We start from the raw sequence: 16857 nt of genomic DNA, 5'->3' as shown, positions 1-16857 counted from the left end.
CCGTGAGCAGCACTGTGCGTACGACCTGGTCGGTGGACGAGCACCTGGACGACATCCTCGGCTCGATCCGCCCGCTCGACCCCATCGAGCTGCAGCTGCCCGACGCGCAGGGCTGCGTCCTCGTCGACGACGTCACGGTGCCCGTCGCCCTGCCCCCCTTCGACAACAGCTCCATGGACGGGTACGCGGTGCGCGTCGCCGACGTCGCGGGCGCAGGCGAGGAGTACCCGGCCGTGCTCACCGTCATCGGCGACGTCGCCGCGGGCAGCGGCGAACTCCCCGAGGTCGGCCCCGGGCAGGCCGCCCGCATCATGACCGGGGCGCCGCTGCCGCCCGGCGCGGAGGCGGTCGTCCCGGTCGAGTGGACCGACGGCGGCGCCGGCGGCGGTGCGGCCACCACGATGCGCGCCGCGAGCGCCGACCCCGAGGGGGCGAGCGGCGAGGTCCGCGTCCACCGCCCCGTCGAGGCCCGCGCCCACGTGCGGGCGCGCGGCAGCGACGTCCAGGCCGGCGAGCCCGCGCTGGCGGCCGGTACGGTCCTCGGCCCGGCGCAGATCGGCCTGCTCGCCGCCATCGGCCGCGGCACGGTCCGGGTGCGGCCCCGCCCCCGCGTGGTCGTCATGTCGACCGGCAGCGAGCTCGTCCAGCCGGGCGAGGCGCTCGGGCCTGGCCAGATCTACGACTCCAACAGCTACGCCCTGAGCGCCGCCGCCCGCGACGCCGGGGCCCTCGCCTACCGGGTCGGCGCCGTCACCGACGACGCGGACGGCCTGCGCGCCGCCATCGAGGACCAGCTCGTCCGCGCGGACCTCCTGGTCACCACCGGCGGCGTCAGCGTCGGCGCGTACGACGTGGTGAAGGAGGCGCTGTCGGCACCCGACGGCGCCGAGGGCGGCGGCAGCGGCGTCGAGTTCCGCCGGCTCGCCATGCAGCCCGGCAAGCCGCAGGGTTTCGGCACGGTCGGCCCCGACCACATCCCGCTCCTCGCCCTGCCGGGGAACCCGGTGTCCTCGTACGTGTCGTTCGAGCTGTTCGTCCGGCCCGCGATCCGCACCCTCATGGGCCTCAAGGACGTGCACCGCCCACGCGCGCGTGCCGCCCTGTCCGCGGACAAGCCGCTCACCTCGCCGGCCGGCAAGCGGCAGTTCCTGCGCGGGACGTACGACGCGGAGGCGGGTACCGTCACTCCTGTGGGCGGTGCGGGCTCCCACCTGGTCGCCGCCCTGGCGCACGCCGACGCGCTGCTCGTCGTACCGGAGGACACCACGCTCGTGGAGCCCGGCGCGGAGCTGGAGGTGGTGCTCATCCGCTGAACCACCCGGCCGTGTACGGCGCCCGTGGCGGTACGGTGTCTGCCGCCGTGCCGACAAAGACGAACCGGCGCCAGAATCGCGAGGCGGAGTGCAGTGAGTACGCAAGGCAGTCTGACCCACATCGACGAGGCGGGGGCCGCCCGCATGGTGGACGTCTCCGCCAAGGACGTCACCGCACGCACCGCGCGGGCCACGGGCCGCGTCCTGGTCTCCCCGCGCGTGGTGGAGCTGCTGCGGGGCGAGGGCGTGCCGAAGGGCGACGCGCTGGCCACGGCCCGCATCGCCGGGATCATGGGCGCCAAGCGCACCCCCGACCTCATCCCGCTGTGCCACCCGCTCGCGGTGTCCGGGGTGAAGCTGGACCTGGCGGTGGCGGACGACGCGGTGGAGATCAGCGCCACGGTGAAGACCACCGACCGCACGGGCGTCGAGATGGAGGCCCTCACGGCGGTGTCCGTCGCGGCGCTGACGGTCGTCGACATGGTGAAGGCCGTCGACAAGGCAGCCGTGATCACCGACGTGCGGGTGGAGGAGAAGACGGGCGGCAAGTCCGGGGACTGGAGCCGGTCGTGAGCGCGGCGGACGGCGGCGCCCTCGGCGGCGCGCTGACCGCGCCCTACAGCGCGCTGGTCGTCACCGCCTCCAACCGGGCCGCGGCGGGGGTGTACGAGGACAAGGGCGGCCCGATCCTCGCCGAGGGCCTGCGGGCGCTGGGCTTCGCCGTCGACGGCCCGCAGGTCGTGCCCGACGGCGACCCCGTGGAGGCGGCCCTGCGCGCCGGTGTCGACGCCGGCTACGACGTCATCCTCACCACCGGCGGCACCGGCATCTCCCCGACGGACGCCACCCCCGAGGCGACCCGCCGCGTCCTCGACCACGAGATCCCGGGCATCCCCGAGGCCATCCGGGCGCACGGCCGCGGCAAGGTCCCGACGGCCGCGCTGTCCCGCGGCCTCGCCGGCGTCGCACGCGGCACCCTGATCGTGAACCTGCCCGGCTCCACCGGAGGGGTGCGCGACGGCCTCGCCGTCCTGGACAAGCTGCTGGTCCACGCGGTGGACCAGCTCCGCGGCGGCGACCATCCGAGGCCGGCGGCGTCATGAACCCGGCCTGGCCGGCCACCCTGGCGGACGGCGACGTGGTCCTGCGCCCCATAAGGGCGCGCGACCAGAAGGAGTGGCGCGAGGTCAACCAGCGCAACCGCGACTGGCTGCGCCCCTGGGAGGCCACCGTCCCGCCGCCCCCGCCGGGCGCCCCGCCGGTGCAGCGGCCCACGTACCGCCAGATGGTCCGCCACCTGCGCGCGGAGGCGAACGCGGGCCGCATGCTGCCCTTCGTCATCGAGTACCGGGGGCGGCTGGCCGGCCAGCTCACCGTGGCCGGGATCACCTGGGGCTCGATGTGCTCGGGGCACGTCGGCTACTGGGTGGACCGGGACGTCGCCGGGCGCGGTGTCATGCCGACGGCGGTGGCCCTGGCCGTCGACCACTGCTTCCGCACACTGGGCCTGCACCGCATCGAGGTGTGCATCCGGCCCGAGAACGTGCCGAGCCGCAGGGTCGTGGAGAAGCTCGGTTTCCGCGAGGAGGGGCTGCGCCCCCGCTACCTGCACATCGACGGAGCGTGGCGGGACCACCTGGTGTTCGCGCTGACGGCGGAGGAAGTACCGGAGGGCCTGCTGCGCCGCTGGCACACGGCGCGCCGGCAACACCCGGCAAAATAAAACGTGTATTCGAATAAAGTCGGTCGTTGAGCACAATCGATCCGAACAATCACAAAAAATGTCAGTGATATCAGCCAGATCGTGCGACACACCGGCCCAATTGGCCGATGGGCTCACGCGAAGACCTCTACCGTGTGAGGCGTGAGCAGCAGCGGCCTCATCTACGCAGTCATCGTCGGAGCCTGGGCCGCCTACCTGGTGCCGATGTGGCTCCGCAGGCAGGACGAGCTGAACGAGGCTCGACCGACGGAACGCTTCAGCACCGCCATCCGGCTCCTGTCCGGACGGGCGGGGATGGAACGCCGGTACGCCAAGGAGCTGCGCGCCCGCGGCACCGACGAGGAGTGGCGGGAACCCGACGCGGACCCGGACGCCCTGACCGAGCAGCTCGACTCGGTCGACGTCCGGGCCTTCGCCGCGCCCCCGGACCACACGGAAGCCCGCCTGGAGCCGCCCGCCCCCAAGGCGGCGGCCCCCGCGCCCGAGCCGCACCGGCCCGCCCGCCCGTCGCCCGCCAGGACCCCCAAGGCGTCCCGCACCGCCGCCGAGCGTGCCCGCCGCTCCCGCGTGCTGGCACGCCGCCGCCGCACCACCGTGGTCCTCTTCCTCGCGTTCACCCTCGGTGCGGTCGTCGCCGCCGTCGGCGGCCTCGCCTTCCTCTGGGCCCCCGGCATCCCCGCCGTCCTCCTCAGCGCGTACATCGCCTACCTCCGCCGCCAGGAGCGCCGCCGCTTCGTGTACGTCATGGACCGGCGCCGCGCCGAGGCCGCCGCGCAGCGGCTGCGCGACAACCGGGCGCCCCGCCGCCCGCAGCCCCCGCACGACGAGGCCGCCCCCGCCCCCGCGGGCGAGCCCGCCCCGCCGGTCTCCCCGGCGGAGGCCGACCGGCGCGCCCTGGTCGAGCAGACCGACCACGCGGAGTGGGTGGACCAGCAGCGCGACCGCGGCCCCGTGCGCGGCGACAGCTGGGACCCCGTCCCGGTACCGCTCCCCACCTACGTCACTGCCCCCGTCGCCCCCCGCGCCACGGGCGGCGTCGACGTGACCGACCCGGAGACCTGGAGCGCCGCCCGCTCCTCCCCGGCGGAACCCACCCCGCCCCCGGCCACCCGCAAGAACCCCCACCCGTCCGCAACACCCCCGCGCCGCCCCCGCGACCGCAGCCGCACCCCCCTCTTCGACCAGTACGCCGACGACGACCGCCCCCGCGCCGCCAACGAGTGACCGGAGTGATCCACCTCTCCGCGCCCGCCCGCCCAACGGATTTCCGGGCACGCTGATCGGGGTGCTAAGGTTTCACACGTCGCAAGGGCCTGTGGCGCAGTCCGGTAGCGCACCTCGTTCGCATCGAGGGGGTCAGGGGTTCGAATCCCCTCAGGTCCACAGACACGACTGTTCTTGAGTTCGCTCAGGAAGAGTTCACGAGGTCCCGTCCGATCTGATTGATCGGGCGGGATTTCGGCGTTTCCGGGGCCTGTGCGAGGTGTTGTCCGAGCGGGTTCGGTGCAGGGCCTGTTGCCTGGTGGTCGTCGGCCTGAAGTTTCGGGGTGGTCCGGGTGCCTGGGGCGTTCTGGGCAGCCGACGGGCATGCGTGATCCCCGCTTGTCGTGCTGAGGTCGCAGGTGGGCGTGCCGATCTCCGGGCCCCTTGGGTGGGGGCAGGCCGGCCGCGTCGGGTGGCCGTGCGGCAGGCCCGGGAATGGGGGCGACTTCATGAGCGGTCGTGGGTGCTCGGGCTCCGGTGGTCTGGTGCCGGCTGAAGAGGACGTGCAGGTTGGTGCTGCAGATCATCAGCGCGAGCAGGATGGTCTGCGCGGCCCGTCCGTGAGCGAGTCGCGTCGTGGGGCCGGGGACTGGGCGCGCAGGTTCCCCGCCATCATCGCGGGACCCGTCGACGGGGAACTGGCCTTCAGAGTGTGGTGCTGGGGTGTCAGGCGACGGACAGCCTGTGCCGCCAGTGACTGCAGCCGCCGCAGCAGAAGCGCTCGCGCCGTCGCGCGTCGGCGATCGTGAGCACCGCGAGCAGCAGCCGGAACGCCTTGCGGCGTTCGTCCAGAGGCGTGAGACCGGCGATTTTTCCCAGCTGCTCGTCGATCCGGCCTCGTGAGATCAGCACTGCGGGCGTATGCGTCGGTCGCAGCCCGGCGCGGCGGATGCTCTCGGGTGCGTCCTCGGTGACTGCGCGCGCCTTGATGCAGTGATGGCGCAGAAGCGGCAGCACCTCGGGCTGCTCTCCCTGGCCGAGGCCGTGGAACCGTTCGACGCCCTCTGACATCGGGCGCAGCCCCTGTGCGAGCTCGTTGAGCAGGACGTCGCGTTCGTTTACGACTGCCTTCCGCGGGACGGACGCCGCTCCGCAGCAGTGATCAGGATTCCGAGCAGCACCGCCAGATCGGTCGCGCCTTCGGCGTCGTCGGCCCAGCGGGTGGTCTGCAGCGGGTGAATCTGGTCGAGGAGGACGCCTTCGCGGGCCAGGACGAAGGCCAGCGCCAGCATGGCCGCGCGGGCGTTGCCGTCCTCGAACGGATGGAAGAAGAGGCTGTCGAGGTAGGTCCGGGCAGCACGTGACGGGAGGGGCAGATCCGGTTGAAGGCTCTCGGACAGACAGTGCTCGAACAGCGCCTGCGTGTCGGGTGCAAGACCGTAGCGCTCCCGTCCGCCCTTCGCGAAGGCCGGCATCGTGCGGAAGCCGACCCGGTCGTGGCCCAGCACAGCCCGCTGCCACTTCGCCATGAGGGCGAAGGTCAGCGGCCTGCCTTGCTCAGCGTCGGTGAAGGCCATGTCGAGGGCGGTCAGGACCTGCGCCGTTCCTTCGCTGTCACGTTCGCCTCGCGTTGCCATGAAGAAGTTTCGGAAGCCGCCGCTGGCTGGTGCTCCAGAGACAGGGGATGCGCCGCGCCAGGATGGCCAGGAGATCTCCGGCCGGAGGAGCAGCCAGTCGGCAAGGCTGTCCTTCGGCCGGCCGGGCCGGGAGGTCATCGGATGCCACCCACGCCTCTGGCGAACCGCGAACTCACTGCGTCGACCACCGGAACGTCAGGTGCGATCCAACTGCCGAACCGGCCGCCGACCGCGTTCTCGACGATCTCCTGGGCCTGGCCCTCGTCGATGCCGTTGTAGGCGAGGAACCATCGGAGGACTTGCATGCAGTGCCCGTACCACCCGCTCTCGGCCTGGGTGCGGTCGGCCACCACGGTGACCAGGCGCGTGCACGCCCGCTCCCAGTGCCAGAGGTCCGCCGAAGACACCGGCGTGCCATCCGGTGGGGCCAGGGCCGCGAACCGCTCCGCCAAGTCCTCCAGCCAACCACGCCATTCCTGAAGAGCCTCGACAACCAGCGGGGCAGTCGCATCCGGGGTTGTCAGGGAGTCGGATGAACAGCACCACACCTCGACCACGCCTCCGTCGACGTCACCCTCGCCGACGGACCAGTTCCATCCGCAGGCCCATCGGCCGTACCGGCCCGCCAGGAACTCGGTGACGGGATCCAGCGAACGCCAGCGATCCTCGCGAGCCACCTCAGCGTTGGGCAGCAAGGGCGCGACAAGGCTCGCCAACTTCTCCGCCGCATCGTCGTCCATCTCGAACGGATGCTGAGCCGGATCCACATCCGCCCACGTCAGGGTATGTGCCCACAGTTCACTCACCGTCCCACTCTGCCTTGCGTGGCCGCCCCGCCTCCACTCCATATCGAGCGGCCGCCCCGTCAGTGGGAAGCGGTCTTCGGCTAATGGGCAAGCGAGCTTCAACCGCCTCTGTCCCGCCTGGTCGGGCGTACTCGTGAACACCCCACAGACGACGGTTCTTGAGTTCGCTCAGGAAGAGTTCACGAGATCCCGTCCGATCTGATTGATCGGGCGGGATCTCGCGTTTCCGGGGTCTGTGCGAGGTGTTGTCCGAACGGGCCGGTACGGGAGGTGGCTCGGGCTCCGGTGGTCTGCTGTCAGTGATACTGCAGATCATCAGCGCGAGCAGGACGGTGTGCGCGCCCCGTCCCCGGGCCAGTCGCTTGGTGGGGTCGGAGATGTCGATGCCGTGGCTCTCGGTCCTGCCGTTGAGGCCCTCGATCTTCGCCCGCTCGGGCCGGTAGGCCTCCCGTGGACGGCGGACGGCCCGACACCACCCGCCGCTGAAGTTGCGGTAAAAGCAGGGCTGGTTGGGGTCTGGGCTTGTTCCGCTCAGCCCAGCAACCGCTTCCTGACCGCGGCGAGGACTTCCGTGCGGCTGCGCGGGCCGTCGTCGGCTGCGATGAGGGGGTCGCCGATGCGCAGTGAGAAGGTGATCAGGCAGCGGGCCTCGACATCGTCCTCATCAGGACAGAAGGCCCCGTAGAGCTCGCGCAGGTAGTCCATGCGCCGGTTGTCGGCACGGCGGAGGCAACGTGCGGCGCCTTCGTCGCGCCGGGCCCAGTCGCGGATCGCGAGCTCGACCCCGGCGCTGGTCACGGGAGCCTCGCCGGACCCCACGAAGTCGAAGAGACGCCCGAGCCGCTCGCGGGCGTCGCCTCCGTCGTGCTCGATCCGTTCGATGACATCCTCGGTGACCCCGCGCTCCCAGGTTTCGAGCATCTCCTCCAGGAGGGCGGCGCGGTTGCGGAAGTAGCCGTAGAAGCCGCCTTTGCTGACGCCGAGCGCCTGGGCAAGGGCCTCGACCCGGACGGCCTCCGGGCCGCCGACGGCCAGTGCCCGCAGCCCCTCCTCGATCCACTTGTCCCGCGGCGTACGGATCGCGCCCATACCGTGTCTCCCCTCACATTGCCCCGCCAAGTATACGGAGCCGTATAGGCGGGTCTATGCTCGATCTATACGTCGCCGTATAGACAGGGGTCAGCCCATGAGCGAACTGCGCCTTCCCCCAACCGACCACACGTCGCGTCCCTGGCGGATCCACGAGATAGCCGGCGACTTCCGGCTTGAGGATGTGTGGGCGCTGCCGACGCCGGGCGGCCCGGACGACCTGCACCACCTGGTCCAGCAGATCGCGGACGGCAAGGGCGGTCCGGACGGCGGCAACCCCGTGGGCCGCTTCCTTTTCGCGGTGCGCTGGAAGCTCGGCGCGCTGCTCGGCTGGGACAAGCCGGACTCGGGCGTCGGCGGCCGGGTGGCGACGCTGCGTGACCGGCTGCCGGACGATCTGCGCGAGGGCCCGCGGGGCCCCGATCTCAGCGCGGCGCCCTTCACGTCGGTCTTCCAGACGCATGACGAGTGGGCCGCCGAGTACGCCAACAAGACCATGCATGGGGTCATGCACATCGGCTGGGTCTCGGACGGGGAAGGCGGCTATCGCGGCCAGATGGCCGTCCTGGTGAAGCCCAACGGCCGCCTCGGCTCCCTGTACATGCTCGCCATCAAGCCTTTCCGGTACCTGGGGGTGTACCCGGCCTTGATGCGATCGATCGGCCGGGAGTGGCGAGACAACACGACGGGGCGAACGGCACGCTGACGCCTGCTGCCGGGGAACGGTCACTCGGCGCACGGGGAAGGATCTTCAGAGCGGCACGGCATCACAGGTGGCGAGCGCTCGTGAACACCCGACAGACGACTGTTTTTGAGTCCGTTCAGGAAGAGTTCGCGAGATCCCGTCCGATCTGATTGATCGGGCGGGATGTCGCGTTCTCGGGGTTTGTGCGAGGTGCGTCCGCACGAGGTCGGCGGCGGCGGGTACCGGGCGGCCGTCGGCCCGGGGTCTCGGGGCGGCTCGGGTGCGTGGAGTGTTCCGGGGCCGTCGGCGGACGCGCGTGGCCCCGGATTCCGGTGGCGATGGCTCAGGCGGTCATGCGGTTCTCGCGGTTCTTCGGAGGCGCGGGTGGAGGCAGGCCGGCCCTGTCGGGCGGTCCTGCCGGAGGGGCGGCGAGCTCGCTGGCCGCGTGAAGGGTGTCGGTCGCTTCGGTCCCGGTGGTCTGCTGCCGGCTGAAGAAGGCGTGCGTGCGGGTGCGCGGGTCAGTACTCGCCGTCGAGGGCGGAAGCCGATTCCGCGCGGAAGCACGCCGAGACGACCTTGAAGTTGAGCATGGTCTGGTTGCCCCCGCCCTTGTGAGCGGTCACGTGGAAGGCGAACTGCTCGGTCCTGTTCTCGGCGTGGATCTCGGGGTCCCGGCCCGCGCTGTGGGCCTTGCCGTCTTTGGTGATCTTCCAGCCGTTGTCGCCGAGCGCCTTGCGCAGGTTCTGCATGCCGGTGTCCACCTGGTCGTCGGTCAGGCCGTACACCGACCAGGGGTGCGACGTGGAGAACAGATCGTCGCCGTACTCGCCGCAGCGCGAGACACTCGGGCCCGGCTCGGTGACCTTGCCCTTGATCGCGGTCATCTCCAGCAGGCGGCGGCGACCTCCTTCGCTTTCGTGCGTGCCTGGTCGGGATCCGTCCGCACCGGCGTGTAGTCAAGTTCCTTGGCGGTCAGGGTGAGGGACCTGGTGGTGTGCCCCTGCCGTCGACCGGGTTGGAGCGGTGTCAGTTGTCTACCGCCTGGTAGAGCGTGGTCCAGAAGTCGTGGATCAGCCGCGCCGGGTCGGGGACGGACATCCCGACCTGGGTGAGCAGGATTCCGGTGAGCTGGTTCTCCGGGTCGGCGTGGACCGAGGTGCCGCTTCCGCCGTCCCAGCCGAACTGTCCGATGGGTCGCCGCGGTAGGTGCGCACCGCCATTCCGAAGCCCCAGCCGCCGTGCTGCCCTTGGCCGAAGGACACGTGGACGCTGTCGCGGGCCATGGCGGTTCGGGCGGCCTGCTGCTCGGGCGTGAGGCGGTTGGTGGTCATCAGCTGGACGGCGGGCCGGGACAGGATGCGTTCCGTCCCGTGCATCCCCTGGTTCAGCAGCATCCGGAAGTAGGCGTGGTAGTCGTCAGCGGTGGAGGAGAGGCCGAAGCCGCCGCCCTGGAACGCCGGAGGCGCGCTGTGGCGTCCCCCCTCGGCCTCGTCCCACACGAGGAACTCGCCGGTGCGCGGGTCGGGGGCGTAGAGGGGCGGCAGCCGGTCCATCTTGCCGACGGGCACGTGGAAGCCGGTGTCCCTCATGCCCAGGGGGCCGAAGAGGCGTTCGCGCAGGAACGACTCCAGCGGCTGGCCCGTGACCCTGGCCACGAGCACGCCGAGCAGGTCGTCGCTGATGTGGTACTGCCAGCGCTCTCCGGGCTGGTGCATCAGCGGCAGCGCGCCGAGGCGGCGTATCCACTCGTCCGGCTCGGGCATCGGCTCCGGCAGGTCGGGCGTGAGCCCCTGCTCGAAGAGCGCGTTCATGAGGGGCGTGCCCAACGCCGTCCTGTCCATGCCGAGTCCGAAGGTGGAGGTCAGCACGTCCCGTACGGTGATCGGCCGCCGCGCCGGCACGGTGTCGTCCAGCGGACCGTCGATCCGCTTCAGCACCCGACGGTCGGCGAGTTCCGGCAGCCACGTCTCCACCAGGTCGTCCAAGCGCAGCCTGCACTCGTCGAGCAGGATCATCGCCGCGGCGACAGCGACGGGCTTGGTCGTCGAGGCCATCCGGAAGATCGTGTCCCTGCGCATCGGCTCGCCGCCGTCATGGCGCATGGTCCCGAGCGTTTCGACGTGCGTCTCGCCGCCCCGACTGAACAGGGCGACGGCCCCCGGAATGCGCCCGGACTCGACATGCCGCTCCAGCACGTCGCGCACCCTGCGCAGTCCCGCTGCGGAGAAGCCGCTGTTGCTCTTTCCCATCATGGGCCTCCTTGGCCGTGGGCGTTCGGGAACTTCTGAACACGTGTGAAGTTACGTTGCGTTCAGAGAAGTGTAAACGGTGGAGGAAGCGCTGAACTGCCGCTTCTATAGGGGTACTCGCGTTCGGGCGTTGCAATGAGGCGCCGCTGGAGTGAGAAGGGAGGCCATGGCGGGCTTTGCAATGAGGTGTGGGTCGATGCATACTGCGCGGCAGGGTCGGCGGGCGGCGCCGCTCGCGTGCGGACGCCGCTGCGCGCATGCCGACAGAGGGGAGAGGGGTACCGATGCCGGGAGGCAGGCTCACCAGTGAGGACCGGCAGCGCATCGCCGCGGGGCTGGCCGAGGGACTCGGATACGCGGAGATCGCCCGGCGTCTGGAACGTCCCGCCTCGACCGTCATGCGGGAGGTCACCCGCAACGGCGGACCCGACGACTACCGGGCGGAACGGGCCCAGGAGGCCACACGGCATCGCGCGCGCCGATCCAGGCGGGCACAGCCCGCGGCATGGCCGGCCCCGGACGGCGATCACGGGCGCGACCCTCAGGCGGTCCGGGACTTCGCGGAGTCCTTCACCACCCTCCTCGAACAGCAGGGGCTGCCCCGGATGGCGGCCAAGGTGCTGGTCTGCCTGTACGTCACCGACTCCGGCACCCTCACCGCCGCCGACCTGGTCCAGCGCCTTCGCGTCAGTCCGGCGTCCGTCTCGCACGCCGTCGCCTTCCTCGAACAGCAGGGGCTGCTCAGGCGGGAGCGGACCCCCGGCGGGCGCCGCGAACGCTATGTCCTCGACGACGAGATCTGGCTCCGCTCCACCCTGGCAGCGGTGCAGATGAACGACGTCCTGACGGCCGCAGCGCGGCGCGGGGCCGAGATCCTGGGAGCCGCGACCCCGGCCGGCGCCCGCTTCGGCACCTCGGCCGAGTTCCTCCACGTCATGGGGGAGTCCCTCCGGGAGGGCATGGAGCGGTGGCGGCAGATCTCGACCGCCCGGCAGACGGCACAGGAGTAGCCCTCGTTCATGGCCTCCGGGTGCGGTTGGCGCCTGGACGCGGCCGCGGGGAGCGCCCGGCCGGGGGCAGGAGCGGGGGCGCGCGGGGACAGGCGCAGGAGTAGGGCGGGGGGCGGGCGGACACAAAGGGAGGGGAGGTCTCCCGTCGGCGGGGCGGGAGGCGGGCGCTCAGGGCAGGGGGACCGCGTGGGGATGCCGACGTCCGACATACCGAGCCGTCAGAACGAACCGGGGACGATCCGGCTGCTGCGTGCCGCGGCCGCCTCCCATCGGCAGGCGCAGCTCCTCGCGGCCCTGCATCTCACCGTGTCCGCGGTGCTGGCCGGCGGGGCGGTGCTGGCCCTCCTGGTGCCGTCCGTGAACACCGCCGTCAGCCTGCTCGGCATGCTGTGGGCCCTGGTGTACGCGCTGTGGGCGGCGGAGTGGTCCAAGGGCGCCTACCGCAGGGCCGCGGTGATCCAGGAAGTCGTCGACACCGAGCTGTTCGGCCTGCCGTGGAACCGCGCCATCGCCGGGGACCCGCCGGAGGCGCACGAGGTCAGCCGGCTCGCCCGCCGCTACCGCGGGGACGAGGCGCGGCTGCGCGACTACTACGAGATCGACGCCCTGCCCCGCCCGCTGGACGTGCTCGCCTGCCAGTTGCAGAACCTCGGTTGGGGTACGCGGGTGCGCCGCCGCTACGGGATCGCCATCCAGTGGGCCCTGGTCGCCTGGTGCCTGGCGGGCCTGGTCGTGGGGGTGTCGGCGAGGATGAGCGTCACCGACGTGCTGACGACGTGGTTCGTGCCGTCGCTCGGTCTGCTGCTGCTCGGCGTCGACACGTACCGCGCGCAGCGCGACACGGCGGCGTCCCGGGAGCGTGCGCACCGCGAACTGTCCGAGCGGATCGACGCGTACGTCGCGGACGGGTCGCCGACGGCCCGCCACTCCGAGCTGCTGGAGCTGTCCCGGCAGGTCCAGGACGTGCTGCTGCAGACCAGGCTCGCCCATGTGCGGGTGCCCGACTGGTTCTTCGACCGGTTCCACGGCACCGACCGCGCCGACTTCGCCGCGGATCTCGCCGACCTGCACCGGCGCACCGGCGTGTAGCCGCCCCTCGGCGGCCACCCGCCCTCAGCCCGGGGCCGGGGCTGCCGGCGCGCTGTCGGGCGCCGGCTCGCTGGAGGGGGTCCCGAGGCGCCGGGTGTGAGCCACCGGGCGGAACCGCCTTGTCGGGCGCGGTTGTTCAGTCGGACGGGGCTGCCTCGCCGGGCGGCGTGCGCGGCCCGTGGGGTCGGGTGGCCGCCTCGGGCGGGTGCGGTGTGCCGGGCGTCCCCAGGGTGTCGGGCGGGGCCGCCTCGGCCGGCGTCGAGGGTGGGTCGGGGGTCGGGTCCTCGGCGGCGGGCTGGGGCGGTGCGGCGTTCGCCGCTGCGCGGAGGCGGTCGAGGACGTCCGGGTCGACGGGGACGCCCGCGCCGAACGGGTCGGCGCGGTTCGCCTCGTCGACGAGGGCCGTCACCCGCCGGGCCAGTTCCGGTCCCCGCGGGTCGTCCGGGCGCGCCGCCAGCCACCGGTCGGTGCGTACGGCGATCTCGCCCTTCTGCCCGGCCGCCGGCCGCCGGTCCTTGACCAGCCGCACCGCGGTGGGCAGGGAGCCGCGGCCCTCGTTCGGGATGCCCAGCGGCGCCGCCCCCAGCCAGTCCACCAGATCGTCCATCATCCGCTCCTCCCAACTGCGGTGGCCGAACCGCTGCCTCAGGTACCGGGGGCGGCGCACCATCGCCTCGGCGAGGTACGGGGCGGAGGCCAGCTCGTGGTGGTGGTGCCACCAGCCGCGGGCGTGCTCCATCGCCGTACGCTCCTCGGGCTCGTCCAGGTCGTCCCGTTCGAGCAGGTGCTGGAGGAGCAGGCCCGTCTCCCGCTCGTACAGATGGTCGGCCACCAGCGTCAGGGCCTGCTCGCGGACCCCGGCGCTCTGCCCGGCCGTGAGCGTCCGGCAGCGCAGCAGACCGCTCAGGACCAGGATGGCCCGCCGCCAGTGCGTGCCCTCCCGCAGTACCCGCAGCGCGAAGTCGACGGCCCGGCGGTCCTCCGGAGACGTCAGCGGCAGCAGCCGGGCGAGGACGGGCGCGGCCTTGTCGGCGGCGGGCCCGGTCGACAGCCACGCGGTGCCGGCCTGCACCGCCGCCCGCCGGGTCACGGGGTCGGTGTCGTCCCTTCCGAGCAGCAGCCCTGCGAGGCTGCCGGTCTCCGGGTGCTCGGGGTGGGCGGCGAGCCAGACCCGCGTGGCGGCGCACATGCGGACGTGCTCGTCGGAGCCCGCGACGATCTCCCTGCGGCGGACGAGCCCTTTCAGGGCGTAGCCCGCCTGCTCCGTGCCCGCCAGCACCGCCAGCCAGCGCAGCGCGTACGCGACGACCTCCGCCGCGAACCCGGCGGGCAGGTCGCGGGGGCCCAGCAGCGACTGGAGCAGCATGCCGCGCTGCCCGCTCAGGTCGCTGTCGGCCAGCAGCCGCCGGGCGTGCTGGAGCAGGCGGGCGGTGCGCTCCGGGTCCGGCCGCTGCTCCAGCGCGGCCCGCAGCATCGGCAGGTGGACGTGCAGGGAGGACACCGGGATGCGGGGGGTCGCCGCGAGCCTGTCCAGCAGCGCGACGACGTGGTCGACGGCGGCCGCGAGCTGCTCGGGGCGCGGCGCCTGCCGTTTGAACGCCAGCAGCAGCCACCGGGCGACGTGGGTGTCGGTCGGGTGCCCGCCGCGGTGCAGGTCGAGCCAGCCGAGGGCGTACGTGTACGCCGCCCGCGCCTCGTCGCCCTTCAGGTCCTCCAGCCGCAGCAGCTCCTGGAGCACCAGGGTCGCGCTCTCCCGCCGGTGGTGGCCGCGCAGCCACCTCATCGAGGGTCCCACGGCCTCCGCCCCGAGCGGCAGCCCCGGTCCCGACGCGGCGAGCACGGCGTTCAGAGCGGGATACGCCCTGCTCTGACCGGAGTTCCTCTGCGCCCAGGACAGTACGGCCCGGGCCAGGTCGCGGCCCCCGCTGGTCCGCTGGGTCAGGCGCAGCACCTTGGCGGCGGTGTCGACGGCGACCGCCTCACGCTCCCACTGGGCGAGCCAGTTGCCCGTCACCGCGGCGAGGCGGGGCAGGAGCTCGGCGGGCAGCAGCGGCTGCCCGAGGTCGTCCGCGTACCGCTTCTGGGCGTTCATCAGGTCGGTGAGGACCCAGATGGCGGGGCGCCGGCGCCAGTTGAGCTCCAGCCAGTCCACGGACAGCGCGGCCGCCGTGCGGCGGCGCGCCTCGGTGCCCCGCCGGTCCAGCAGGACACCGGACAGGACATGGGCGGCGTGCGGGTGCGTGGCGTTCTCCGCCAGCCAGGCGTCCGCCGCGGCCATCGCCGCGCGGTGGTCGGCGGCGGACGGCTCCGGGCGTACCAGGAGCCACTTCAGCACCTCGTTCGAGGACGGTGCGAGGGGGTGGCGCGCCAGGTGCGCCCGGCCCGCCTCCAGGGCCTCGGCCAGGGCCCGCTCCTCGGTGTCGCGCCGCGAGAGCAGCGCGGCGAGCAGCGGCGCGTTGGTCTCCGCCCCGGGGTCCTCGCGCAGCTCGGCCAGGGCCCGCCGGGCCAGCGGGCCGGTACGGGACGGGTCGTCGGCGTGCTGGACGAGGGCCGCCGCGAGCACGTGGTTGGGCCGTACGTGGGGGTTGGCCCGCAGGAACGCGTCGGCCAGCGCGAGCGCGCGGTCCCGTACGGCGTCGCGGGTCTCGTGCGGCGCAGCAGCCAGCGCAGGACCGGGGCGGCGACCGGCTCGCGCGCGTGGCGCTCCAGCCACGCGAAGGCCAGGTCGATGATTCGCAGGCGCTCTTCGTTGCGGTCCTCGTACAGCGCGCGGGCCAGCAGCAGCGGGTCGACGCGCGACGCCGAGGGCCGCTCGAACCAGGGGCCCGCCAGCGGGCTCCAGTGCACGTACGTGAGCTGGTGCCACGGCCGGGTGTACAGCAGGAACTCCAGGGCGCCGGCCCCGCCGGGGTCGGCCGTGGCCAGGGTGCTGCCCAGCGCCTCGGCGTGCCCGGCCAGCCACCGGCCCGCCTGCCGGTCGAACCCCCTGCGGACCGCCGCCGGGGCGAGCGGGTACCAGCGGGTCACCGAGGCGGCCGTGTGGGCGAACGCGCCGACGTCCCCGACGCGGCGTCCAGGACCACGTCGAGCCCGGGGCCCTCGGTGCCGCAGCGGGTGGTGTACTCCAGGAACGCGTCGCAGGCGGCGGGTGCGACACCACCAGGACCCCGCAGGTGGCGGAGCCCGCGGACGTCGGGTCGAGGTGCAGCAGGCCGGTGTCGCGCAGGCACCGCACCACGTCCTCACCGGTGCGGGGCGCGGTGCGGTGCAGGGCCCGCGCCGTGCCGGACAGCGCCCTGGCGGCGACGGCGGCGAGCCGGTCGGCCGGCAGTGGAGCCGCGGCCAGGACGGCCGCCGCGGGCAGCAGGACCAGCCTGCCGGCCGTCTCCGCATCGCTCGCCGCGCCCAGGAGCACCTGGTGCAGGGCTTCGGGCAGCGACTCGGGCAGCGGTGGGGCCGCTGCCGCGGGAAGCGGGGCGGTCGCCGGTGGTGCGACGGCGGGTTCGGCGGGGTGCGGGGGCCGGGGTCGTGGGCTGCTTGGCCGCTGCGGGGGCGACGCGTGCTCCGGGCGCCGCCGTGTGCGCGTGCGGGGCGGTCCTGGCGTGGGGTGCGGTCTTCGCGGTGCCGGCCTGGGGTGTGGTCTTCGCCGTCCTCTCCTGTGGTGCTGCCGTCGCCTACGGCACGGTGTCCTCGTGCGGGACGGCCGTCGCGCACGGGGCGGGCGCCGCCGCGGGGGCCGGGTGAGGTGCCACCGGCCCGGGTGGAGCGGGACGAGCGGGAGGAGCGCGCGGCGGGCGAGGCGGCGGTGAGGTGTTCGAGGATCCGGGACCACATCGCGGCGACGCCCGGCGGGAGGGGCGCCTCCGGATCGTTGTGCAGTGCGGCCAGGACAGTGCTCGCGCCGAGGGCCCGTACCGTGTGCGGCGCGGACCGGCGCAGCACCGAGCGCAGCAGGGGCCGCCGGTACTCCGGTGCGGACGGCAGGTGCATCTCCGTGGGCAGCAGCGTGGCGGCCCCCCGGCGCAGCTGCGCGGTCCAGTGCGCGCCGTGCCG

The 16857-nt window shown here is 73.2% G+C and carries 14 protein-coding genes, 1 tRNA gene and 1 pseudogene; 9 read left to right on the top strand and 7 right to left on the bottom strand.

Annotated features, from left to right (window positions below):
- Positions 1–2 precede the first annotated feature (2 nt).
- The 6 genes from glp (at position 3) to L6E17_RS24900 (ending at position 4419) form a co-directional block, all read left to right on the top strand.
- Positions 3–1313, top strand: a complete 1311-nt coding sequence (gene glp, locus L6E17_RS24925) for a gephyrin-like molybdotransferase Glp (RefSeq protein ID WP_236242946.1) — start codon at positions 3–5, stop codon at positions 1311–1313.
- A gap of 93 nt (positions 1314–1406) precedes the next feature.
- Complete coding sequence (gene moaC, locus L6E17_RS24920) at positions 1407–1886, top strand: cyclic pyranopterin monophosphate synthase MoaC (RefSeq protein ID WP_071266700.1); 480 nt, start codon at positions 1407–1409, stop codon at positions 1884–1886.
- Entirely contained in the window at positions 1883–2416 is a 534-nt protein-coding gene (locus tag L6E17_RS24915; protein WP_236242945.1) for a molybdenum cofactor biosynthesis protein B, read from the top strand. Before moaC ends, L6E17_RS24915 begins: the two co-directional genes overlap by 4 nt.
- Positions 2413–3036 (top strand): GNAT family N-acetyltransferase, encoded by a 624-nt coding sequence (locus L6E17_RS24910; RefSeq protein WP_236242944.1) that lies wholly within the window; start codon positions 2413–2415, stop codon positions 3034–3036. The genes L6E17_RS24915 and L6E17_RS24910 overlap by 4 nt, the downstream gene beginning before the upstream one ends.
- A gap of 141 nt (positions 3037–3177) precedes the next feature.
- Positions 3178–4260, top strand: a complete 1083-nt coding sequence (gene glpR, locus L6E17_RS24905) for a gephyrin-like molybdotransferase receptor GlpR (RefSeq protein WP_236242943.1) — start codon at positions 3178–3180, stop codon at positions 4258–4260.
- Between the two features lie 85 nt (positions 4261–4345).
- Positions 4346–4419 (top strand) — tRNA-Ala (locus L6E17_RS24900).
- Positions 4420–4965: 546 nt separating this feature from the next.
- Here the strand turns inward: L6E17_RS24900 and L6E17_RS24895 are convergent.
- From L6E17_RS24895 to L6E17_RS24880, 4 genes are all read right to left on the bottom strand, one after another.
- Positions 4966–5343: a DUF5958 family protein gene (locus L6E17_RS24895; RefSeq protein WP_268985634.1), complete on the bottom strand. Its 378-nt coding sequence runs from the start codon at positions 5341–5343 to the stop codon at positions 4966–4968.
- Positions 5344–5357: 14 nt separating this feature from the next.
- Positions 5358–6014: a Fic family protein gene (locus L6E17_RS24890; RefSeq protein WP_236242941.1), complete on the bottom strand. Its 657-nt coding sequence runs from the start codon at positions 6012–6014 to the stop codon at positions 5358–5360.
- Positions 6011–6682 (bottom strand): hypothetical protein, encoded by a 672-nt coding sequence (locus tag L6E17_RS24885; protein ID WP_236242940.1) that lies wholly within the window; start codon positions 6680–6682, stop codon positions 6011–6013. The genes L6E17_RS24890 and L6E17_RS24885 overlap by 4 nt, the downstream gene beginning before the upstream one ends.
- Before the next feature lie 531 nt (positions 6683–7213).
- Entirely contained in the window at positions 7214–7771 is a 558-nt protein-coding gene (locus L6E17_RS24880) for a TetR/AcrR family transcriptional regulator (protein WP_236242939.1), read from the bottom strand.
- A 97-nt stretch (positions 7772–7868) separates the two neighbouring features.
- On the opposite strand from L6E17_RS24880, the gene L6E17_RS24875 reads away from it, so the two are divergent.
- Positions 7869–8477 (top strand): DUF2867 domain-containing protein, encoded by a 609-nt coding sequence (locus tag L6E17_RS24875; RefSeq protein ID WP_236242938.1) that lies wholly within the window; start codon positions 7869–7871, stop codon positions 8475–8477.
- A gap of 497 nt (positions 8478–8974) precedes the next feature.
- Here L6E17_RS24875 and L6E17_RS24870 read toward each other — a convergent pair whose 3' ends face one another.
- Both L6E17_RS24870 and L6E17_RS24865 read right to left on the bottom strand, forming a co-directional pair.
- A complete protein-coding gene (locus L6E17_RS24870) occupies positions 8975–9340 on the bottom strand; it encodes a hypothetical protein (RefSeq protein ID WP_236242937.1) in 366 nt (121 codons plus the stop codon).
- A 142-nt stretch (positions 9341–9482) separates the two neighbouring features.
- A pseudogene (locus tag L6E17_RS24865) lies at positions 9483–10705 on the bottom strand (serine hydrolase domain-containing protein).
- Positions 10706–10989: 284 nt separating this feature from the next.
- Here L6E17_RS24865 and L6E17_RS24860 point away from each other — a divergent pair.
- Together L6E17_RS24860 and L6E17_RS24855 are read left to right on the top strand one after the other, a co-directional pair.
- Positions 10990–11715 (top strand): GbsR/MarR family transcriptional regulator, encoded by a 726-nt coding sequence (locus tag L6E17_RS24860; protein WP_236242936.1) that lies wholly within the window; start codon positions 10990–10992, stop codon positions 11713–11715.
- A gap of 192 nt (positions 11716–11907) precedes the next feature.
- Positions 11908–12804 carry an S-4TM family putative pore-forming effector gene (locus L6E17_RS24855; RefSeq protein ID WP_236242935.1) on the top strand — a complete coding sequence of 299 codons (897 nt, stop codon included), beginning with the start codon at positions 11908–11910 and terminating at the stop codon, positions 12802–12804.
- 136 nt (positions 12805–12940) lie between these two features.
- Here L6E17_RS24855 and L6E17_RS24850 read toward each other — a convergent pair whose 3' ends face one another.
- On the bottom strand, positions 12941–15517 hold the full coding sequence (locus L6E17_RS24850; protein ID WP_236243119.1) for a hypothetical protein: 2577 nt from the start codon (positions 15515–15517) through the stop codon (positions 12941–12943).
- Positions 15518–16857 lie beyond the last annotated feature (1340 nt).

This window comes from Streptomyces sp. CC228A, from assembly GCF_021390935.1.
Taxonomy (GTDB): domain Bacteria; phylum Actinomycetota; class Actinomycetes; order Streptomycetales; family Streptomycetaceae; genus Streptomyces.
Note: the sequence above shows the minus strand (reverse complement) of the source record. Positions and strands in the feature narration are given on the sequence as shown.